General features: G+C 61.1%; 19 protein-coding genes. 9 read left to right on the top strand and 10 right to left on the bottom strand.

Going from position 1 to position 22,109, the window contains the following annotated elements:
* Positions 1-48 precede the first annotated feature (48 nt).
* From hflX to AAE484_RS06385, 7 genes are all read right to left on the bottom strand, one after another.
* The gene (gene hflX / locus AAE484_RS06415; RefSeq protein WP_341937529.1) at positions 49-1,365 is read right to left on the bottom strand and encodes a ribosome rescue GTPase HflX; all 1,317 of its coding nucleotides are present in this window, start codon (positions 1,363-1,365) and stop codon (positions 49-51) included.
* 20 nt (positions 1,366-1,385) lie between these two features.
* Positions 1,386-1,649: an RNA chaperone Hfq gene (gene hfq, locus AAE484_RS06410; RefSeq protein ID WP_341937528.1), complete on the bottom strand. Its 264-nt coding sequence runs from the start codon at positions 1,647-1,649 to the stop codon at positions 1,386-1,388.
* A gap of 114 nt (positions 1,650-1,763) precedes the next feature.
* Positions 1,764-2,756: a tRNA (adenosine(37)-N6)-dimethylallyltransferase MiaA gene (miaA, locus tag AAE484_RS06405; protein WP_341937527.1), complete on the bottom strand. Its 993-nt coding sequence runs from the start codon at positions 2,754-2,756 to the stop codon at positions 1,764-1,766.
* Between the two features lie 4 nt (positions 2,757-2,760).
* Positions 2,761-4,650 carry a DNA mismatch repair endonuclease MutL gene (gene mutL / locus AAE484_RS06400; protein WP_341937526.1) on the bottom strand — a complete coding sequence of 630 codons (1,890 nt, stop codon included), beginning with the start codon at positions 4,648-4,650 and terminating at the stop codon, positions 2,761-2,763.
* Positions 4,651-4,699: 49 nt separating this feature from the next.
* Positions 4,700-6,064 (bottom strand): N-acetylmuramoyl-L-alanine amidase, encoded by a 1,365-nt coding sequence (locus AAE484_RS06395; RefSeq protein WP_445928833.1) that lies wholly within the window; start codon positions 6,062-6,064, stop codon positions 4,700-4,702.
* 25 nt (positions 6,065-6,089) lie between these two features.
* Positions 6,090-6,584, bottom strand: a complete 495-nt coding sequence (gene tsaE, locus AAE484_RS06390) for a tRNA (adenosine(37)-N6)-threonylcarbamoyltransferase complex ATPase subunit type 1 TsaE (RefSeq protein WP_341937524.1) — start codon at positions 6,582-6,584, stop codon at positions 6,090-6,092.
* A complete protein-coding gene (locus AAE484_RS06385) occupies positions 6,581-8,107 on the bottom strand; it encodes an NAD(P)H-hydrate dehydratase (protein ID WP_341937523.1) in 1,527 nt (508 codons plus the stop codon). The genes tsaE and AAE484_RS06385 overlap by 4 nt, the downstream gene beginning before the upstream one ends.
* 103 nt (positions 8,108-8,210) lie before the next feature.
* On the opposite strand from AAE484_RS06385, the gene queG reads away from it, so the two are divergent.
* Together queG and gnd are read left to right on the top strand one after the other, a co-directional pair.
* Complete coding sequence (gene queG, locus AAE484_RS06380; protein WP_341937522.1) at positions 8,211-9,320, top strand: tRNA epoxyqueuosine(34) reductase QueG; 1,110 nt, start codon at positions 8,211-8,213, stop codon at positions 9,318-9,320.
* 178 nt (positions 9,321-9,498) lie between these two features.
* On the top strand, positions 9,499-10,950 hold the full coding sequence (gene gnd, locus AAE484_RS06375; RefSeq protein ID WP_341937521.1) for a decarboxylating NADP(+)-dependent phosphogluconate dehydrogenase: 1,452 nt from the start codon (positions 9,499-9,501) through the stop codon (positions 10,948-10,950).
* A gap of 188 nt (positions 10,951-11,138) precedes the next feature.
* Here the strand turns inward: gnd and orn are convergent, their stop codons facing one another.
* Complete coding sequence (gene orn, locus AAE484_RS06370) at positions 11,139-11,684, bottom strand: oligoribonuclease (protein WP_341937520.1); 546 nt, start codon at positions 11,682-11,684, stop codon at positions 11,139-11,141.
* Positions 11,685-11,796: 112 nt separating this feature from the next.
* On the opposite strand from orn, the gene rsgA reads away from it, so the two are divergent.
* From rsgA to AAE484_RS06335, 7 genes are all read left to right on the top strand, one after another.
* Positions 11,797-12,804: a small ribosomal subunit biogenesis GTPase RsgA gene (gene rsgA, locus AAE484_RS06365; protein ID WP_341937519.1), complete on the top strand. Its 1,008-nt coding sequence runs from the start codon at positions 11,797-11,799 to the stop codon at positions 12,802-12,804.
* An 81-nt stretch (positions 12,805-12,885) separates the two neighbouring features.
* Complete coding sequence (locus AAE484_RS06360; RefSeq protein ID WP_341937518.1) at positions 12,886-13,710, top strand: sulfurtransferase; 825 nt, start codon at positions 12,886-12,888, stop codon at positions 13,708-13,710.
* 3 nt (positions 13,711-13,713) lie between these two features.
* Positions 13,714-15,198 carry a RimK family protein gene (locus AAE484_RS06355; RefSeq protein ID WP_341937517.1) on the top strand — a complete coding sequence of 495 codons (1,485 nt, stop codon included), beginning with the start codon at positions 13,714-13,716 and terminating at the stop codon, positions 15,196-15,198.
* Between the two features lie 62 nt (positions 15,199-15,260).
* On the top strand, positions 15,261-16,226 hold the full coding sequence (locus tag AAE484_RS06350) for a CsgG/HfaB family protein (RefSeq protein ID WP_341937516.1): 966 nt from the start codon (positions 15,261-15,263) through the stop codon (positions 16,224-16,226).
* On the top strand, positions 16,223-16,549 hold the full coding sequence (locus AAE484_RS06345; protein WP_341937515.1) for a hypothetical protein: 327 nt from the start codon (positions 16,223-16,225) through the stop codon (positions 16,547-16,549). Before AAE484_RS06350 ends, AAE484_RS06345 begins: the two co-directional genes overlap by 4 nt.
* A gap of 1 nt (position 16,550) precedes the next feature.
* Positions 16,551-16,910, top strand: a complete 360-nt coding sequence (locus AAE484_RS06340) for a DUF4810 domain-containing protein (protein ID WP_341937514.1) — start codon at positions 16,551-16,553, stop codon at positions 16,908-16,910.
* Complete coding sequence (locus AAE484_RS06335) at positions 16,907-17,593, top strand: DUF799 domain-containing protein (protein ID WP_341937513.1); 687 nt, start codon at positions 16,907-16,909, stop codon at positions 17,591-17,593. Before AAE484_RS06340 ends, AAE484_RS06335 begins: the two co-directional genes overlap by 4 nt.
* 64 nt (positions 17,594-17,657) lie before the next feature.
* Here the strand turns inward: AAE484_RS06335 and uca are convergent, their stop codons facing one another.
* Positions 17,658-21,272: an urea carboxylase gene (gene uca / locus AAE484_RS06330; RefSeq protein ID WP_341937512.1), complete on the bottom strand. Its 3,615-nt coding sequence runs from the start codon at positions 21,270-21,272 to the stop codon at positions 17,658-17,660.
* A 188-nt stretch (positions 21,273-21,460) separates the two neighbouring features.
* Positions 21,461-22,099, bottom strand: a complete 639-nt coding sequence (locus AAE484_RS06325) for an urea amidolyase associated protein UAAP2 (RefSeq protein ID WP_341937511.1) — start codon at positions 22,097-22,099, stop codon at positions 21,461-21,463.
* Between the last annotated feature and the right edge of the window lie 10 nt (positions 22,100-22,109).

The raw sequence follows: 22,109 nt of genomic DNA, 5'->3' as shown, positions 1-22,109 counted from the left end.
CGGCGCATTGATACCAGAAGCGGGATTCTATCAAAGCCACGCCCTCGACTAACAGGCAATTCGCCCCGATTTGCCTTCCGGCACCCAATTGAGTTGGTCATATCGCAGGCCCTCGGCGCTCAAAAGGCGAAACAGGTCGCTTTTGGGGAGGCGCAGCTGCAGCTCGGTACAGCCATCATCTCGACTGCTTTCATCGGCCACCGCCTGCTGCTGATAGAGTTTCGCCCGCAGCCGCCCCTGACTGGGGTCGAGCAGCAGACGTCCGGCGACCATTTCCCGGCCCAGGCTGTCGGATATCGCTTCCAGAAGCAGCTCCAGCCCTTCGCCGGTTTGCGCCGAGAGCCAGACGGCGATGGGTTTACCATTGTCGTCCCGATCAATACGCGGCTCCATACCCAGAAGATCAATCTTGTTGAAGATGCGCAATTCGGGCAACTCACCGGCGCCGATCTCGGCCAGCACCTCATCCACCTGTTCGATATTGTGCAGGCGCTCATCGGCGGCCGCGTCGATGACGTGCAGCAGCAGGCTGGAGTTGCTCGCCTCTTCCAGCGTTGCCCGGAAGGCCTGTACCAGCTTGTGGGGCAAGTGGCTGATAAAACCCACCGTGTCGGCGAAAATCACGGCCCCCACATCGGGTACTTCCAGCCGGCGCATGGTCGGGTCCAGCGTGGCGAACAGCTGGTCTTTGACATACACCTCGGCATTGGTCAGGTGATTGAACAGGGTGGACTTTCCCGCGTTGGTATAACCGACCAGCGAGACGGTGGGGATATTGGCGCGCTGACGTGAGCGGCGCCCCTGGTCGCGCTGGGTGCGAACCTTGGCCAGACGTTTCTCGATGGCGGTGATCCGGGTACGCAACAGCCGGCGGTCGGTTTCGAGCTGAGTTTCACCCGGGCCGCGCAGGCCGATACCGCCCTTCTGCCGCTCCAGGTGGGTCCAGCCGCGCACCAGGCGCGTGGACATGTGGCGCAACTGCGCCAGCTCCACCTGCAGCTTGCCCTCAAAGGTGCGCGCCCGCTGGGCAAAGATATCCAGAATCAGACCGGTGCGATCGAGCACACGGCATTCCAGAGCACGCTCCAGGTTGCGCTCCTGACTGGGGGAGAGAGTATGGTTGAAGATCACCAGCTCCGCCGCGTGCTCTTTGACAACGGCCTGGAGCTCTTCCAGTTTACCGGTACCAACAAAGTACTTGGCATGAGGCGCCGCCCGCTGACCGCCAATCAAGGCGACGGGATCGGCACCGGCGGAAAGCGCCAACTCTTCAAATTCTCGGGGGTCTTCCGGCGCTTGGCCGTGTGCGATTTCCAGGTGAACCAGCACCGCCAGCTCACCGGATTCGGGACGATCAAAAAACAAAGATGTACCTCAGAGCAAAATTACTCGCTCGGCGTTTCCTCGCCCTCTTCGGCTTCCGCCGGGTTGAGCAGAGGGACGCGCACGGCGCGAGAGGGTACGACCGTAGAAATCGCGTGCTTGTACACCATTTGACTGACGGTGTTCTTGAGCAGAACCACGAATTGGTCGAAAGATTCAACCTGACCCTGCAGCTTGATACCATTGACCAAGTAAATGGACACCGGCACCCGCTCTTTACGCAGTACGTTCAGGTAAGGGTCTTGTAAACTATGCCCTTTTGACATGGTTATTCTCCTTATCGGAATAGAAATTTACCCGCCTAAGTCTCCCCCCAAAGAAAGTCAGGAGAAGGGGACGGCCACAAGCATGAAAAACTGACTAGGATTCTCACACTGCTATTATATGGTCTTAGTACCTATATAATTCAAGGTATTCTTCACAATTTCTTCGATTGGGCGGTTTTTACCCTCTTCATCCTGGGTATAGAGCCACTCCAGGTCCGGCCAGCCGCGCAGCCAGGTCACCTGGCGCTTGGCGAGCTGTCGGGTGGCGGCCTTGCCCCGCTCGCGCAGCTCGTTCCAGGAGATAGCCTCGACTTCAGACTCCCCGCCATCCAGATAGTCCCAGACCTGCCGGTAGCCCACCGCCCGTATCGCGGGCAGACCCGGGTGTAAATCGGCGCGCTCCCGCAGGACTCTGACCTCCTCCACCAGCCCTTGTTCCAGCATCTGGTCGAATCTCAGACTGATACGCTCATGCAGGACCCCGCGATCACGCGGCGCCATTGCCAGCTGGGTCACCCGGTAGCGCTCGGCAAACCCCGGGCCGGACTCCTGGCGCTGCGCCCGGCGCAGCTCGGTCATGGTTTTACCGCTCACCCGATAGACCTCCAGAGCCCGGGAGAGGCGCTGGGAGTGGTTGGGATGGATCTGGGCGGCCGTGTCCGGATCCACGGCGGCCAACTGGGTGTGAATATGCGGCCAGCCGTGACTCTGCGCCTCGAGCTCGATCTGCGCGCGCACTTCAGGGTCGGCCGGAGGCATGGGAGCCAACCCCTCGAGGAGGGCCTTGAAGTACAGCATGGTGCCACCCACCAGCAGGGGGATGCGCCCGGCCGCATGGATGTCGGCCACTTCCCGCTCGGCATCGGCGACAAAGTCCGCCGCCGAGTAGGGCTCGGCCGGATCGCGAATATCGATCAACCGATGCGGCGCCCGGGCCAGCTCTTCTGCGCTGGGTTTGGCCGTGCCGATATCCAGACCCCGGTACACCAGGGTGGAGTCCACACTCACCAGCTCCACCGGCCATTGCTCGCGCAGCGCCATGGCCAGGCCGGTTTTACCCGAGGCGGTGGGGCCCATCAGAAAGAGGACGACGGGACGCTCGGCCATCGGGCTACTGACCCCGCATAAACAGCTTGTCGAGCTGATCCAGGGACTGAAGCGTCCAGGTGGGGCGGCCGTGGTTGCACTGGCCGCTGCGCTCGGTGGCCTCCATGTCCCGCAACAGGGCATTCATCTCGGGCAGGGTCAGGCGCCGGTTGGCGCGAACCGAGCCGTGGCAGGCCATGGTGGAGAGCAGCTCGTTGATACGCTGCTGGATGCGCTCACTGCTGCCGTGTTCGATCAGGTCCGAGAGCACATCGCGTACCAGTTGGGCCACCGGGGCGCGGTTCAGTAGCGCCGGCACCTGGCGCACCAGCAGGCTCTCCGGCCCGGCGCGCTGCAACTCAAAACCCAGCCGGGTGAAGGTCTCGGTGTGCTGCTCTGCGCAGTCGGCCTCTTTCTGGCTGACCGGGATATTCTCCGGCACCAGCAGCGGCTGTGTCTGAATGCCGCCCTCGGCGAAGGCGCGCTTCATCCGCTCGTAGGTAATACGCTCGTGGGCCGCGTGCATGTCGACAATGATCAGGCCCTGGGCATTTTCCGCCAGGATGAAAATGCCCTTTAGCTGGGCGATGGCATACCCCAGTGGCGGCACTTCGCCGCCTTCGCTCTCCGGCAACGACGGCGCTCCGGCTTCGGCCCCGGGCTGATGCAGCGTACCGTACTGGCGCATCTGCTCGGCGACATTGCCTGTCGCTCCGCCGTAGCCACCCCGATTCGCGAACGATGCCGACGGGTAGGAAGCGCCGAACGGGGAAGAAAATGACGAACCCCCGCCGGGCGCGGGCGCCGAGGCGGCGGCCAGGCCCATGGGGGCCTGATGGAACTCCCCCGCCGCCGCGCCACTCAGCGCCGGTTCGGGGGATGGCTGAAGCCCACTGTCACTCTGATCGCCCGGGCGCACCTGGGCCAGGGCGTGGTGCAGACTGCTGAAAATGAAGTCGTGGACCCGGCGGTTGTCCCGGAAGCGCACCTCGTGCTTGGTCGGGTGTACGTTGACATCGACACTGGCCGGGTCCACCTCGAGATAGAGGACGAACGCCGGGTGGCGGCCGTGGTAGAGCACGTCCTGGTAGGCCTGGCGCACGGCATGGCCCACCAGCTTGTCGCGAATGGCCCGGCCATTGACGTAAAAATGCTGCAGATCCGCCTGGCTGCGCGAGAAGCTGGGCTGGGCCACCCACCCCCAGAGCCGCAACCCGGAGCGCTCGATGTCGATGCTCAGCGCCTGCTCCATAAATGCCGGGCCACAGACCTGGGCCACCCGGCGCTCGCGCTCCATCTGCGAGTCCGCCGGGCGCCAGCTGTAGACGGCGCGGTTGTTGTGGCGCAGAGTAAAACCCACATCAAAACGGGACAGGGCCTGGCGTTTGACCACCTCATCCAGGCGGTTGTATTCGGTTTTTTCCGTGCGCAGAAACTTGCGCCGGGCAGGCGTGTTAAAAAACAGGTCGCGCACTTCCACCGTGGTGCCGCGCGGGTGCGGCGCCGGCGCCAGCTCTGCCTGCATGTCGCGCCCCTCGGCGCTGACCTGCCAGCCAGCACTCTGGTCGTCGGTGTTGCTGGTCAGGGTCAGGCGTGCCACCGAGCTGATACTGGCCAGCGCCTCACCCCGAAAACCCAGGGTGGCCACCGCCTCCAGATCGTCCAGATCAGTGATTTTACTGGTGGCGTGTCGGCTCAGCGCCAGCGGAAGGTCATCTTCGCCAATGCCACAGCCGTCATCGCGCACCCGCATGAGCTTGATGCCGCCCGCCTCGATATCCACCTCCACCCGGGTGGCGCCGGCGTCCAGGCTGTTTTCCAGCAGTTCCTTGATCACCGACGAGGGGCGCTCGACCACCTCACCGGCGGCGATCTGGTTGGCGAGACGGGGATTGAGCAACTGGATTCTGGACATGCAATCTCTGTGGTGTCGAAGCGAATTGGACCTGAAGACGGAAAGGATATCAGGACGAGGGGATTTTCAGTACCTGCCCCACGCGAATGGTGTAATCGTTCAGATCGTTTTCCTGCAGGAGCTCGCGCACGCTGGTGTTGTGGCGCCGGGCGATGGCGCTCAGGGTATCCCCGCGATTGATGGTGTACTCCCGGGCGTCGCCGCCTCCCGCGCGGCCGCTGGCCAGACGTGTCCCCGGCGGCGGCTGGCGATTGAAATAACTCTGGATTCCCTGGGTCAGGGTGCTCGCCAGCTGCTCCCGGTATTGCGCGGTGGAGAGCTTGCGTGCCTCCCCCGGATTGGAGATGAAGCCGGTCTCCACCAGGATGGAGGGGACATCGGGCGACTTGAGCACCGCAAACCCGGCCTGCTCGACCTGGGGCTTGTGCAGGCGGGAGACCCCGCCTAACGCTTTGAGCACATCGTTGCCCACGGTCAGGCTGGAGTTCAATGTCGCGGTCATGGACAGATCCACCAGGACCCCCGCGAGCATTTCATCCTTATCCTCGAGGCTGATATCGCCCACACCACCGATCACGTCGGCTTCGTTTTCCCGTTCGGCCAGAAAACGTGCGGTTTCACTGGTAGCCCCGCGGCGCGAGAGCGCAAACACGGAGCTGCCGTTGGCCGAGGGGTGGGTAAAGGCATCGGCGTGAATCGAGACAAACAGGTCGGCGCGCATTTTGCGGGCAATGTTGCGCCGCTCGCGCAGAGGCACGTAGTAATCACCGGTGCGCACCAGCTTGGCTTCGTACCCGGGGGTATTGTTGAGGCGATTGACCAGGCGCTTGCTGATGTCGAACACCACATTTTTTTCAAGCAGGTTACCCGGACCGATCGCCCCGGGGTCCTCGCCGCCGTGGCCGGCATCCACCGCGATGATCACATCGCGTTCACCCTCGGCCCGTTTGGGTGTCTTGTCCTCCAGTGATTCGGCCCGGCTCTTGCCTTGGTCATGCAGGTCGATGACCAAGCGGTCGTTGGTATCTTCGTGGCGCTCAAGCATGAAGCTTTTGGGGCGCACTGACTCCTTCAGGTCAAACACCACGCGCAGGGTGCCGTCGCTGCGATGGGCGCTGCGCACGCGCCTGATGGGGGTATCTTCCAGCTCCAGATCGTCCAGCGTCCCCTTGAGCCGGGTATCGGCGATATCCACCACGACCCGGGCCGGGGAGGACAGCGAGAAAAGTTTGTGCTCTACCGGATCACTCAGGTCGAACACCAGACGCGTGTGATCCGGCGCGCGCCAAAGCCGCACACTGTCCACATCCACCGCACTCACGGGCAGGGCCAACAGCAAAAGCAGACTGAACAGTGTCGAGGCGAACACTTTTCCGCTCCCGCCCGAGAAACCGTTTTTGAGTAGACTGTGCATCAAATGATGATCTCAAACCGTTGAGTCAAAACGACATTTCCATTGAGTCCCCAGTGGGCCAGTGGTTCAATAATCCCTCGCCGCGCTCGCCGCTGGCCTCGATCCGCGCACGGCGGCCACGACCTTCCACAGCTACTGTAACCCGCAGATCCGGCTCCGGCAAAACGCCGGCTCCGCGCTCGGGCCACTCCAGAAGACAGACACTCTCTGTTCTAAAATAATCCCGAATGCCCATATATTCCAGTTCTTCCGGATCCCCCAGGCGATAAAGGTCAAAGTGGTTCACACTCCGGCCCGCGAATTCATACTCTTCCACCAGTGTATAGGTCGGACTCTTGACCGGGCCTGAATGCCCGAAGGCGCGCAACAGCCCGCGACAGAAAGTGGTTTTGCCGGCTCCCAGATCCCCCTCAAGAAACAGGGTCAACCCCTGTCGATCGGACTGCAGCTGCTGGCCCAGAGTCTCGCCCAACGCCAGGGTCGCTTTTTCATCCGACAGATAGCAGTCGCGCTCGGTCATGATGTCGCCACACCCGGCTCGGCCTGCAGCAATTGACACAGCGCCGGCACCAGATCGGTGGCCAGCAGGCTGCGCTCACCCCAGTCGCCCACCGCCAGATCGGCCGCCTCGGTGTGCAGGCAGGCGCCCAGGCGGGCGACATCGGTAACGGTCTCGCCCTGGGCCAGCAGCCCTCCCAGAATCCCACTGAGCACATCGCCCATGCCGCCCGAAGCCATGCCGGGGTTGCCGGCAGTGACCAGGCCGATGTCGGAACCGGGGCCTTTGACCAGCGACCCGGCACCCTTGAGGATGATCGCGCCGCCGTAACGCTTTTGCAGCTCGGTGATCGCACCGAAGCGATCGGCCTGGATCTCGACCGTGGTGGTATCGAGCAGGCGCGCGGCCTCGCCCGGATGGGGGGTGAGAATCCAGTCGTCCCGTTTTTCGGCCGCCGCCGGGCGATTGGCGGCCAGCAGATTCAGGGCATCGGCGTCCAGCACCAGCGGCAGGCCGGACTGCAGGGCCTGCTGCAGCATCTGTTCGGACCAGGGCGACTGCCCGAGACCGGGCCCGACGACCAGCACGGTGGGGCGCGCCAGCCAGGGCTCGAGTTCCTGGCCGGAGGTGACGCCGCACACCATGATCTCGGGCCGGCGCGTCAGGGCCGGGGCCACGTGCTCGGGCCGGGTGGCAAGGCTGACCAGCCCGGCACCGGCGCGCGCGGCCGATTCGGCCGCCATGATCGACGCTCCGCCGAAGCCAGTGTCGCCCCCGATGACCATCACATGACCGAAATCGCCCTTGTGGGCGTCCGTGGCGCGCCGGGGCAAGGTCGCCAGCAGCTGAGCCAACGTCAGCGGCATCACCTCGGCGGAAACCTGAGCGTAGATCGACTCGGGCACCCCCAGGTCGGCAAAAACCAGCTCGCCACACAGGGCCGGCCCGCGCGCGGTCAGCAATCCGCGTTTGACCCCGATGAAGGTCACGGTGAATCCGGCCCGGACCGCCGTGCCCATCACCGCCCCGGTATCGGCATTCAGTCCGGTGGGAATGTCGATCGCCATCACCGGCCGACCGCTGGCATTGATCTGCTCAATGGCCTCGGCATAGGCGGGACGAACTTCACCCTTGATCCCGGTGCCGAGCAGCGCATCGACAATCACGCCCGTCGGCGGGGCTTCGCCCGGAGATTCGAAGATCACTCCTTCCTGACGGGCGTAGTCGCGGGCCTCGGCGGCCTCGCCAGAGAGCTTCTCCGGGTCACCCACCGCAATCAGGCGCACCGGGATGCGCTGTTGGGCCGCCAGCGCGGCCACCACATAGCCGTCGCCGGCGTTGTTGCCCGCACCGCAATAAACGGTCACCTGCTCCACATTCGGATGGCGGGCCAGCAGTTGATCAAACGCGGCGCGGCCGGCCCGCTTCATCAGGCGGATGCCGGCAATTCCGCTGTCGATCGCGAGCTTATCCAGCTCACCGGTCTGCTGGGCGGTATACAATGCACTGGGTGTGGCGGTCCGGTCGGCCAGGGTCAACTTCATAACATCCTCGTTTTTGCGCCAGCACAGATATTGGCGCTGGTGTGCTGTAACATACTATTTTGACAGAATTATACGCGACTTCGCGCCCAACTCGTAATTCTCTATGTCGTCTTTTGACTATCAAACACTCGCCGCCGACATCAAGCAATGGGGGCGGGAGCTCGGCTTCCAGCAGGTGGGCATTACCGATACCGACCTGCATCAGGACGAGCAGCGCCTGCACAATTGGCTCGAGCAGGACTACCAGGGCTCGATGGACTGGCTGGCCGCTCATGGCCACAAGCGCTCCCGCCCGGACGAACTGCTGCCCGGCACGGCGCGGGTGATCTCGGTGCGGATGGATTACCTGCCCGGCGACACGGACCAGGTGCGGGTGCTCAAGGACCCGACCCGGGCCTATGTCTCCCGCTATGCGCTCGGGCGGGACTACCACAAGCTGATCCGCAAGCGCCTGGCCAAGCTGGCCGAGCGCATTGAAGCCGCCCTGCCGGAGGACCTCAAGCAGGGCCAGCACCGTCCTTTTGTGGACAGCGCCCCGGTGATGGAGAAACCCCTGGCCGCCAAGGCGGGCCTGGGCTGGACCGGCAAGCACACCCTGATCCTCAACAGCGAGGCGGGCAGCTGGTTTTTTCTGGGCGAGCTGTTTACCTACCTGCCCCTGCCGGTCGATCAATCCGAGCAGCCGGATCGCTGTGGCGACTGCAGCGCCTGCCTGCAGGTCTGCCCCACGGACGCCTTTCCCGAACCCTATACACTGGACGCCCGTCGCTGCATCTCCTACCTGACCATTGAGAACAAGGGCCCCATTCCCGAGGAATTCCGCGAACCCATGGGCAACCGGGTGTTCGGCTGCGACGACTGCCAGAGCATCTGCCCCTGGAACAAGTACGCCCGCCCCACCCAGGAGGTCGATTTTCTGCCCCGCCACGGCATGGACGACCGGGACCTGCTCAGCCTCTTTTTATGGACCGAAGAAGAGTTCCTGCGCAACACCGAGGGGTCGGCCATTCGCCGCACCGGGTACGAGGGCTGGCAGCGCAATCTGGCCGTGGGGCTGGGCAACGCGCCCACAGACCCCGAGATCATTCTCGCCCTGAAGCAAAAACGGGAGCAGGCCTCGCCCCTGGTGCGCGAACATATCGATTGGGCGCTGGCACAACAGGCCCGCCCCAACCGGCGACGCAAGCGCAAAATCCGGCGCAAAGACCGTTAAAAATTGAATTTTAGTTATTTTCAATCAGCTTTATGCGATTGATTACCCTGTTAATTTGGGCCGTAACCGTGAATAATACGCAACCCTGAAACAATTTCGGACGATAAAGTGCGCCGCCAAAGGCCGCGCCAATAATGATGACCATTCATATCAACTCGAGAGACAGGTAACAGCTTTTATGAAAGACAAATCCGATATCGCCCTGGTAGGGCTCGCCGTCATGGGCGAAAACCTGATCCTGAACATGGCCAGTAAAGGCTACACGGTCACCGCCTACAACCGCTCCTCGGAAAAGGTGGACAACTTTCTGGCCGGCCGCGCGGAAGGCAAGAGCATTCGCGGTGCCCGCTCGATCGAAGAGCTGGTGCAATCGCTGGCCAAGCCACGCAAGATCATGCTGATGGTCAAGGCCGGCGAGGCGGTGGATGATTTTATCGAGCAGCTGATTCCGCACCTGGAGAAGGGCGACATCATCATTGACGGCGGCAACACCCATTACCCCGACACCAACCGTCGCACGCAGTACCTCGAGAGCAAGGGCCTGCTGTACATCGGCACTGGCGTGTCCGGCGGTGAAGAGGGCGCCCTGACCGGCCCGTCCATCATGCCCGGCGGCTCACCCGCGGCCTGGGAGCACGTCAAGCCGATCTTCCAGGACATCTCGGCCAAGGTTGACGGCGGCACTCCCTGTTGTGACTGGGTGGGCGAAGAAGGCGCCGGCCACTTCGTGAAAATGGTCCACAATGGCATCGAGTACGGCGACATGCAGCTGATCTGCGAAGCCTACCAGCTGATGAAAGACCTGCTGGGCATGAGCCACGATGAGATGCACGAGGTTTTCGCCGAGTGGAATGAGGGTGAGCTGAACAGCTACCTGATCGAAATTACCCGCGACATCCTCGCCTATAAAGAGGGCGACGAGCCGCTGGTGGACAAGATTCTGGACAAGGCCGGCCAGAAAGGCACCGGCAAGTGGACCGGCATCATCGCTCTGGACATGGGCATTCCCCTGACCCTGATTGGCGAGGCGGTGTTTGCCCGCTGCCTGTCGGCCCAGAAAGACGAGCGGGTGGAAGCTTCCAAGGTACTCAGTGGCCCCAAAGTGAAATTTGAGGGCGACAAGAAGGCCTTTATCGACGACCTGCGCCAGGCCCTGTTGGCCTCCAAGATGATTTCCTACGCCCAGGGTTATGCCCTGATGCGCGAAGCGGCGCGAGAGTTTGACTGGCACCTGAACTACGGTGGCATCGCTCTGATGTGGCGCGGTGGCTGCATTATCCGCTCCGGCTTCCTGGACAACATCAAGCACGCCTTCGACAAAAACGGCGACCTGAAGAACCTGCTGCTGGATGATTACTTCCACGGTAAGATCGACGCGGCACAGGACGGCTGGCGCCGGATTGCGGCCACGGCCATCAGCAGCGGGATTCCCACCCCGGCGATCACCACGGCGCTGAACTACTTCGACGGCTATCGCTGTGCCCGCCTGCCCGCCAACCTCTTGCAGGCCCAGCGGGACTACTTCGGTGCGCACACCTATGAGCGTGTTGACAAGCCCCGGGGTGAGCACTTCCACACCAACTGGACCGGACGCGGCGGGGATACCGCTTCTTCGACCTACAACGTGTAAAACCCGGTTTGGTAACGGCGGATGCGCTTACAGCTTATCCGCCCTACATTACCTGCCGTGGTACTCGTAGGGCGGATAAGCTGTAAGCGCATCCGCCATTGCCCAGCCAAGATTTCGTAGGGCGGATCGATCTGACATTTCGGAGCCTAAGGCGCATCCGCCGTTACCCAGCGCGATGCTCCTCCCCCTCACTCCATCCGAAAAAACGTCTCCCGGTAATGCTTCAACTCGTTGATGGAATCCTTGATATCATCGAGCGCGAGGTGGGCACCGGTTTTCTTTACCCCCTCGGCCACGTCCGGCCGCCAGCGCCGTGCCAGCTCCTTGATGGTGGACACATCCAGGTTCCGGTAGTGAAAGTAGCGCTCCAGTCGCGGCATGCCCCGCACCATAAAGCGCCGGTCCTGACAGATGGAGTTGCCGCACATGGGGGATTTGCCCGGGGTGACCCAGTCTTCCAGAAAGGCGATGGTCTCGGCTTCCGCTCCATTCAGGCTCACCTTGCTGTCCCGCACCCGCTTGGTCAGGCCCGAGCCGCCATGCTGTCTGGTGTTCCACTCGTCCATGCCGGCCATGACCTCATCCGGCTGATGAATGGCGTGTACCGGTCCTTCCGCCAGAATGTTCAAATCGGCGTCCGTGACGATTGTGGCGATCTCGATGATGACATCCCGGTCCGGATCCAGCCCGGTCATTTCCAGGTCGATCCAGATCAAATTATTCTCACTTGGCATAGCAGTATTTTCCTATCGAATAGGGCACAATGGTCGCAATTAATGGTTGCTAAGACTAACCCGCCGGCCCCTCGGGGACAACCGGCTCAGTGCGGAGAACGCGACGCGGTTCATGAGTAAGCGCAAACTGACCCGACGCCAGGCCTGGCGTATCCAGAAAATCCAGGAAGAGCGCGGGGCCCGCGCCTCCCGCAAACAGGACCTCCCGCAGGCACCGATTGAGGAAAACACCCTGGGGCCGGAGCGCGAGGGGTTTGTGGTGACTCACTTCGGGATGTTGGTGGTGGTCGAGTCAGAGGGCGAGCGCAAGCGCTGCCACTTTCGCAGCAACCTGGGCTCACTGGTGACCGGCGACCAGGTGGTCTGGCGCGATGGCGATCCTTATGGGGTGGTCGAGGCGGTATTGCCCCGCTACTCCGCCCTCTCCCGCCCCGACCCCTACGGCGACCTGAAGACCGTGGCCGCCAATATCGACCGGGCCCTGATCGTGGTTGCGCCCTACCCCGAGCCGCATTTCAGCCTGATCGATCGCTACCTGGTCGCCGCCGAAGCCAGCGATATTACCCCCGCGCTACTGATCAACAAGTGCGACGCCATCGACGCGCGCATTGCCGACAAGATCGAGCGCATGGAGCAACTGTATCGCAGCCTGGGTTACTGGGTGCAGCGGGTGTCGGCCGAGACTGGCGAGGGCATGACCGAGCTGAGCGACTATCTGGCCCATTTCACCAGCGTGTTTGTGGGCCAGTCTGGTGTGGGTAAGTCCTCACTGACCAACTACCTGCTGCCCGATGCCGAGCTGCGCGTGGGCGAGCTGTCCGAGCGCCAGACCGGAAGCCACACCACCACCAACGCCGAGCTGTTCCACTTCCCTGGTGGCGGCCGCCTGATCGACTCGCCCGGAGTGCGGGAGTTCGGCCTCTGGCACATGAGCCCCGAACAGGTGCTGGAGAATTTTATCGAAATCCGTCCCTTTCTCGGGCACTGCAAATTCCGGGACTGTGCTCATCAAAGCGAACCCGGCTGCGCCCTGCGCCGGGCCCTTGAAGAGGGCAAGATCAGTCAGCAGAGAATGAACAGCTACGAACAGATTTTGCAAAGTTTGAACTCACCCCGGTAACGCGTTCCAGACGGAGCACAAATTTACCCGTTTCAGCGTTATGCTAGCGGGTGTTGAATCAATGAAAAGGAACCCGTTGTTATGGCTAAACTTTCTTTGCGCGATTTGCCCCTCATCATCGAGCCCGCCGAACTGGCTGAACAGCTTGAGAACCCGCCCGAGAACCTCCGGGTAGTGGATCTGTGCAGCGAGCAAAGCTATCAGCAGGGGCACATTGAAGGCGCCCTCCACGCTCCGCCGCAAATGCTGGTCTGCAACATCCCCCCGGCCCCCGGACGGATTGCCAGCGTGGAGCAGCTCAACCGGCTGTTTTCCTTCCTGGGGCTGACACCGGATACCCATTTTGTGGTTTACGACGACGAAGGCGGAGGCTGGGCCGGTCGATTCATCTGGACGCTGGATGCCATCGGCCACTCAAATTACTCCTACCTCAACGGCGGACTCCAGGCCTGGAAGAATGAGCACCGACCGCTGAGCAAGGAGGTGCCCCAGGTGCCCTTCACCGACCCCAGGGTGAGCCTCGACCCGAGCGTGGTCGTGGAAATACCGGACATCCTGGAATCGCTGGAAGACCCGAACTTTGTGGTCTGGGACGCCCGCAACCCGGCCGAGTACCGGGGGGAGAAGGTGACGGCGCAAAAAGCCGGTCATATTCCCGGCGCCGTCAACTGCGAGTGGACCCGACTGATGGATCACGACAACGGTCTGCGCATTCGCCCGGACGCCGAAGCCTTTCTCGCTGAACTGGGGCTGACCAGAGACAAACGCATTGTCACTCACTGCCAGAGCCATCACCGCTCCGGCTTTACTTACCTGGTGGGCAAGGCCCTGGGCTTTGACATCAAGGGTTACCATGGCTCCTGGGCCGAATGGGGCAATGACCCCGATACACCGGTGGAACCGTAGTCCATGTCGAGATTACTTATCGTGGTCGAATCCGAGCAGGATTGGGCCCCCTATTTTCCCAGCGAGCAGGTCATCACTTTTGACGATTACCTGCAGCTGCCGCTGGGCAAGAGCAACCGCACCCGGGTCATCAACCTCTGCCGCAAATTCGGCTACCTGAGCAAGGGCTACTACGGCTCACTGCTGGCCGAAGCGCGGGGCCACTCGGTGATCCCCTCGGTCAAAACCCTGAACGATCTGCGCGATCGCAGCAGCTTCTCGGTGATTGAAGAGCACCTGCACAGCCAGTCGGAAAAGTTCCTGCAACAGCTGGCCGCCCGGGATGAAAAGCAGTTTCAGTTCTGGATTTTTTTCGGTGAGAGCAGCGTTCCGGAGCTGAAAAAGCTCGCGCGCGAACTGTTCGAGCAACAACCCTGCCCCATTCTGCGCGCCGAACTCAGCTGGCGCGGCGGTTGGCGCGTCAGCAACCTCAAAGTCGCGCCCCTGCATAGCCTGAAAGAAGCGGAGCAGGAAGGTTTCGCCAACGCTCTGGATCGCTTCAGCGCGCAGCTCTGGCGCAAGCAGAAAACCCAGAAAATCAGCCGCTACGAGATGGCGATACTGGTGAATCCGGACGAGAAGCTGCCCCCGAGCGACGACAAGGCCCTGAAAAAGTTTGTCAAAGCCGGCAACCGTCTGGGCATCAATGTGGACCTGATCGGCCGAAAAGATATCCGCAAACTGCCCGAATACGACATGCTGTTCATCCGGGAAACCACCAACATCGACCACCACACTTTCCAGTTTGCCTGCCGCGCCGAGGCCGAGGGCCTGGCGGTCATGGACGATCCGCAATCGATCATCCGGTGCACCAACAAGGTCTATCTGGCGGATCTGTTCAATGCGCGCAACATCCCCACGCCCAAAACCCGCCTGATTTCCACCCGCTCCACCGACGCCCTGGATCGTCTGTCCGAGGAGTTGGGCTTCCCCATCATTCTGAAAATCCCGGATGGCTCTTTCTCCCGGGGCATGGTCAAAGTGGAAACGCGCGCGGAGCTCGATGGCGCCGTGGCCGACCTGCTCAAGCATTCAGCCCTGCTGCTCGCCCAGGAGTTCATGTACACCCAATACGACTGGCGGGTGGGCGTACTCAACGGCAAGCCGCTCTATGCCTGTAAGTACTTCATGGCCGGCGATCACTGGCAGATTTACGACCACAGCAACACCGGCGACCCCTCAGGCGGATATCAGACCATGCCGACCTACGAGGCGCCTAAAAAGGTCATCGAAACCGCGGTCAAGGCCGCCGGCCTGGTGGGCAAAGGCCTGTACGGCGTGGACCTGAAACAGAGCAGCGATCGGGTGGTAGTCATCGAGGTCAACGACAACCCCAGCATCGACGCGGGCGTGGAGGATGAGTTTATCGGTGATGAACTCTATACCCTGATCATGCAGGAGTTCATCAACCGCGTGCAGACCATCCGGCGCCTGCGCGAAGCGCTTTAACCGTCATTAAAATCCAGAATACACCAACCAATGGCGTTATTTTGACAACAAGGACCTGAACCATGAGAACACTGCTTTTTTTAACCCTCCCGCTGTTTCTTCTTGCGTGCGCCACCCAGACGCCGACGATGAGCGACAACGAGTCCCCCGTCAGTGCGGAGGAACAACGTCGGGCGCAAGAGGCACAACTCGCCGCCGAACCCACCCGTCTTGCGCTCAAGCGCAAGATCGCCGTGGGTCGCCTGTCGAATGAAACCAACTATGGTAAAAGCCTGCTCCGGGCCGGCGCTGTCGATGAACTGGGCCGCAAGGTCACCGACATGTTCATGCAATCACTGAGTAACAGCGGCAACTACCTGATTTTTGAACGCCCGGACCTGCAATTGTTGCAGCGAGAGGCCGACATCAGCGGCAACGATGTCAACCTGGTGGGCGTGGACACACTGGTGGTGGGATCGCTCACCGAGTTCGGCCGTTCGACCACTGGCGAGTCCGGTTTTCTGTCGTCCTCCAAAAAGCAGGAGGCTACCGCGACGGTCGATCTCCGTCTGGTCAACACCGGTACCGGACAGGTGTTTGCCTCAGTCACGGGCACCGGATCATCCTCCACAGAGACGGCCCGCACTATGGGCTTCGGGTCGGTTGCCAGCTACGACGGTAGTCTTAACGATCAGGCCATCGGCGCGGCGGTCAATGCAGCCGTGGAGAAGCTCAGCCAACTGATGCTGGAGCGACGCTGGTCTGCCGATGTCCTCACGGTTGAAAGCGATCGCGTTTATATCAGTGGCGGCAAAAGCCAGGGTATCTCGGAGGGCATGACCTTTCAGATCAAAACCCGGGGCCGAGAGGTAAAGTCCAAAACCACCGGCTCCATGATCACCCTGCCGGGCAAGAACCTCGCCACTCTGGAAATCCAGGGCACCTTTGGCGAGAGCGAGTTAGAAGAGGGGTCGTTCGGACAAATCGTCAACGGCTCTATTGAAGGCTACGACGCCGATGAACTCCAGGTAGAGGAGATTGACCAATGAAATACTTACTGGCCATCCTGACATTTGCACTGCTCACCGCCTGTGTCCAGACGCCCACCGAGCGCACCGAGGTGGTCGATGATCGACCTCGACTCGCCTTCGAGGTGATACACCTGAGCGAGTCCCCCGACCAGTACGATGTGTATATCGACCAGTTGCGCCACGGCGCCCTGAACGAGTACCTGTTGAATGAAAATACCCTTCGGGTCACCGATGGCCGCCACCTCATCGAGGTAAAGCGCGGCAATGAAACTGTCTTCAGTCAGAATGTATACCTTGGAGCCAACAACACCCGGATTATCAAAGTACAGGAACATGACTAGCATGATTAGAAGCGTTAAAAGAATAAGTGCAATTTTTCTGCTCGGCATCCTGACCACCGGCTGCGCCACCAACAATAACCTGCACAACTGGGGCAACTACGAAAACAACCTGTTCAACTACTACGACAGGCCGGAACTGCAGGAAGCGATCGTCGCCAGTCAGATCGAGTTTCTTCGGGAACTGGAAAACAGCGGCAAACGGCCTGCACCCGGGCTCTTTGCCGAGGCGGGAACCTTTCTGCTTCTGGAGGGCGACCGGAAGGGAGCCATTGAGTTCTATCAAAAAGAGCATGATGCCTGGCCTGAAAGTCGGCCCATGATGAGCGTTCTGATCAACAACCTGAAGGACGAGCAATCATGATTCGATTACTTCTTCGTAGCGGAACCCTGGCGCTCATGGTTCTTGTGGCCGGTTGCGCGGTCAATCAGGAAAGTGCGGACTTCACCGCTTTCCATGACGCACAGCCCAAGTCCATTCTGGTCGTACCGGTCGTCAATGAGTCAGTCGACGTACAGGCACCGCTGTCGGTTCTGACCACCCTACCCAAAACACTGGGGGAGAAGGGCTACTACATTTTCCCGGTCAACACGGTCAAAACCCTGCTCGAATACGAAGGCCTGTATGAACCGGCGGTGATTCACAACACCCCACCCGAACAACTGGCCAGTCTTTTCGGTGCAGACGCCATTCTGTATGTCACCATCCACGAGTGGACCGCCCAATACGTGGTTCTGCAGACCACCACCGTGGTTGACTTCGAGTACCGCATTGTCAACCACGACGGCGCCGAACTGTGGTCGGCACGCAAACAGCTGAGCTACACTCCGCAAAATCACAGCTCCGGCAACCCCTTGGCCGATCTGATCGCCTCGGCCATTACGGCGGCACTGGAGCGGGCTGACCCCAATTATTTGCCCCTGACCCGGCAGGCCAACCAGCAGGTCTTCTACCAGGGTGCCACCGCCATTCCCCCCGGCCCATACTCTCCCAACTATAAGGAGTACTACCTGGCTCTGGAGAACCAAGAGGAAACGGCTGACTAGAAAGGGGACGGAGGGATTATTTTTTGACCAAACTGATCAAAATTAAATCCCTCCGTCCCCTTTTTCAGGTGGTGAGGATGAGGAGGCGTTCGCCGGCGTTGACAGACAGGCCTTCGGCGCGGGAGAGGGCGTGGATGGTGCCGGACTCGGGGGCGGTGACTTCGATTTCCATTTTCATGGACTCGAGAATGCACACCACATCGCCGGCTTTGACTTTATCGCCCGGCGCCACCATGAACTTCCAGATATTGCCCGCCACGTGGCTTTCGACCGCCACGCCGTCCTCGGGCATGGCATCCTCTTCCTCGGGGGCGGCTTCCTGGCTGGTGGAGTCGAAGTTCATCTGGCCGTTATCGATCCAGCGCTGTAGCTCTTCGTTGAACGCCTTGTTGCGGTGCTCGACAAACTCGTCGATTTCCTTTTGGTGCTCGTCCACAAAGGCTTCGTAATCCGAGAGCTTGAAGGTGGACTCTTCAATTTTGATCGGATACTGGCCTTTGGGGAAATCCCGCCGAATCTGTTGCAGTTCCTCGTGGCTGACTTCGTAGAAACGAATCTGATCAAAGAACCGCAACAGCCAGGGCTGGGTGAACTCCCGGGTTTTGCGGTAACGGTTCCACATCTGCAGGGTGCGCCCGACGAACTGGTAGCCGCCCGGCCCTTCCATGCCGTAGACGCAGAGATAGGAGCCGCCAATGCCCACGGAGTTTTCCGCCGTCCAGGTGCGCGCCGGGTTGTACTTGGTGGTGACCAGGCGGTGACGCGGATCCAGCGGCGTGGCGACCGGTGCACCCAGGTAGACATCGCCCAGCCCCATGACCACGTAGCTGGCCTCGAACAGGATCTTTTTGACCGCGTCGATGGACTCCAGGCCATTGATGCGCCGGATGAACTCGATATTGTCCGGGCACCAGGGGGCGTCCTTGCGCACCGACTGCATGTATTTTTCCGCCGCCTCGCGGCAGGCGGGATCGTCCCAGCTCAACGGCAGATGCACAATGCGCGAGGGTACCTCCAGCTCATCGATATTCTGCAGCTTCAGTTCGGCCGACTCGAGCAGGTCCAGCAAAGCATCGGTGGACAGGGTCAGACTGTCGTAGTGAATCTGCAGGGAGCGGATGCCAGGTGTGATTTCAAGGATGCCGTCAATGGCCTGCTCCTGCAAAAACAGCATCAGTGCATGGGCGCGAAAACGCAGGCGGATGTCCAGTTGTAGCGGGCCGTATTCCACCAGCAGGTACTTGTCGCCCGAGGGCCGATACACCACCGGTACGCCGGTGTCGTCGCCCGAAAGCTTTTTCAGCACCGGTGTGTTCTGGATGATGGTTTCCACATCCAGCGCCTCGACGTCACTGGCACTGCCATCCAGTTTCTGCAAGCGCTGATTCTGCTCGCGCTCCAGTTGATTGGCCGACTCCAGGCTCACCGGCGTGAATTGTATCCGATCGCCGGCTTTGAGCTGACCCAGCTTCCACAGATCGGCGGCGATCACGGTCACCGGGCAGACGAAGCCGCCCAGCGAGGGGCCGTCGGGGCCCAGAATCACTGGCATGTCACCGGTGAAATCCACAGTGCCCACGGCGTAGGCATTGTCGTGAATATTGGACGGATGCAGACCCGCTTCCCCGCCGTCGGAACGCGCCCACTCGGGTTTGGGGCCGATTAGACGGATACCGGTGCGGCTGGAGTTGTAGTGCACTTCCCAACGGTGGCCGAAGAAGGTGCGCATGTCGTCTTCGGTGAAGAAATCCGGCGCACCGTGGGGACCGTAGATCACCCGCAGCTTCCAGTCGCCGTCCACCACCGGACGCAGACTCTCCGGTGCCGATTGCGCCGCGCTCTGCTCGAGATTGTCATTCAGGTGCAGCACATCGCCGGTGCGCAGGGCGCGGCCGGCAAAGCCGCCGAACTGACCCAGCGTGAAAGTGGATTTGGAACCGAGATAATCCGCGCACTGAAGACCCCCCGAGAAAAGAATATAAGCGCGGGCGCCGGCTTTCTGAACTTTGCCGACTTTCAGAACCTGACCCGGCTCGGCGTGGACCACTTCCCAGAAGGGGAGCGGCTGATCATCCAGCGTCGCCGGCAGGTCGGCACCGGTCAGTACAAAATCGGTGGCGCGATTAAACTTGAGGCAGGGTCCATTGAGCGTGACTTCGAGCCCGGCGGTGCCTTCGGGGTTACCCAGCAACCGGTTGCCCAGACGCAACGAGTAGGCATCGAAGGGACCGGAGGGCGGCACGCCGATATCCCAGTAGCCGACACGCCCCGGGTAGTCCTGCACGGTGGTCATGGTGCCCGGCACCAGTACATCCAGTGTGGCAGGCGTATAGCTCAGGTCATTGAGAAAACGGGTGTGGACGCGCCCTTCTTTAAATTCTGGTGTCTCCAGAATACGGCGAACGTAATCGGCGTTGGTTTCAATCCCCTCAAGAACGCTATGCGTCAGGGTCTCATCCAAGGCGGCAATGGCCTCATCGCGGGTGTCGCGCCAGAGGATCACTTTGGCAAGCATGGGATCAAAATAAGGGGAGACAGTCAGCCCCGCCTCCACCCAGGTGTCGATGCGCAGCGCCTTGCCATCCTGCTCGGGAAACTCCACGGCGCTCAACAAACCAGCGCAGGGCTGAAAATTCTTGTTGGCGTCTTCGGCATAGAGTCGCGCCTGCAGGGCGTGACCTTTGGGTTTCAGACCCTGGCGCAGGGTATCGAGGTCTTCCAGTTCGCCGGCGGCCAGTCTGATCATCCAGGCCACCAGATCCACGCCATACACCTGCTCGGTCACACCGTGCTCGACCTGAAGGCGGGTGTTCACTTCCAGAAAATAAAAGCGGTTTTCATCGGCATCGAAAATAAACTCAACAGTGCCGGCATTGCGGTACTGCACCGCTTCGGCCAGACGCACGGCGGTTGCGTGCAGTTCGCTACGTACCTCCTCAGGAATATTGGGCGCGGGGCACTCCTCGACCACCTTCTGGTTGCGTCGCTGGGAGGAGCAATCGCGCTCGCCCAGCGCTACTGCCTTGCCCTGGCCATCACCAAAGACCTGCACTTCGATATGGCGCGCCCGCTCGATGTACTTCTCCACAAACAGACCGTCATTCGAGAAGTTGTTGGCACTGAGTCGCTTGACGCTGTCGTAGGCTTTGCGCAGCTCATCGGTGCTGTAACAGGTCTGCATGCCGATGCCGCCACCACCGGCGGTGCTTTTGAGGATGATGGGGTAGCCGATGCGCTCGGCCGATTGCACCGCCTCTTCCAGGTCCTTGAGCAGATCGGTACCGGGCAACAGAGGCACCTGGTTTTCTTCGGCCAGTGAGCGGGCGGTATGCTTGAGGCCAAAGGCATTCATCTGTTCGGGCGTGGGCCCGACAAAGGCGACGCCGCGCGCTTCACAGGCTTTGACGAAGTCCGGGTTTTCGCTCAGAAAACCGTAGCCGGGATGCACGGCTTGGGCGCCACTCCGTTCAATGATGGCGAAGAGTTTTTCCTGGTTCAGATAGGTGTCGGTGGCGGCGCCCTCGCCCAGGGAGTAGGCTTCATCGGCCTGGGTGACGTGCAGGGAGTCGGCGTCCGCGTCGGCGTAGACGGCGACCGATTGCACGCCGAGGGCTTTGAGGGTGCGGATGATGCGCACGGCGATGGCGCCGCGGTTGGCGATCAGGACTTTGTTGAACATCGCTTTGACTCTTTGCTCGGGGCGGGACGTCCCGCTTTGTTCGTTTGTCCTTCCAGGTCGTCCTGGAGGAGGCATTCAGGTTGGGAACGGCGGATGCGCTTACAGCTTATCCGCCCTACGGGAGACCGTGGCACGGAGCAATTGTAGGGCGGATAAGCTGTAAGCGCATCCGCCATCAACCCAGCCAACTAATTCCAAACTAAAATTTCGACCGGTGTGGGGTTGTAACCATTGCACGGGTTGTTCAACTGCGGGCAGTTGGAGATCAACACGATGGTGTCCATCTGCGCCTTCATTTCCACATACTTCCCCGGGGCCGAGATGCCGTCTTCAAAGGTCAGGCCGCCATCCGGGGTGATGGGTACGTTCATGAAGAAGTTGATGTTGTGGGTAATGTCCCGTTTGCTCAGGCCCAGTTCTTCGTTTTCGGCAATGGCCAGCATCCAGCTGTCGCGGCAGGCGTGCATGTGGCGCTTTTCCAGGTCGTAGCGCACGGTGTTGCTCTCGGTGGCGCAGGCGCCGCCCAGGGTGTCGTGGCGGCCGCAGGTGTCGGCCACGATGTCGAGCATGACCCGATTGTGGTTGGAGCGCAGCCGGGTGCCCGCGCTCAGGTAGGCATTGCCCTGCTCGCGGATGGTGTCCATTGCGCTGTAGCGCTCGCTCGGGTCCTCGGCGCTGTAGAACAGGGTGTCGGCGGCCTGGTTGCCTTCCAGGTCGAGGATGCGGAAGGTCTGGCCAGCCTTGACCACTTTCAGAAAATAATCGCCGGCTGCCACGGTTTCACGAAATTGGGCGGCGTCAGGCTTCAGGTTGCTCTCTTTGATCATGATGTCCTCC

The sequence above is a fragment of the Marinimicrobium sp. C2-29 genome, from assembly GCF_038419845.1.
Classification (GTDB): Bacteria; Pseudomonadota; Gammaproteobacteria; order Pseudomonadales; family Cellvibrionaceae; genus Marinimicrobium.
The sequence above is the reverse complement of the archived record's forward strand: the minus strand, read 5'-3'. Positions and strand labels throughout refer to the sequence as shown.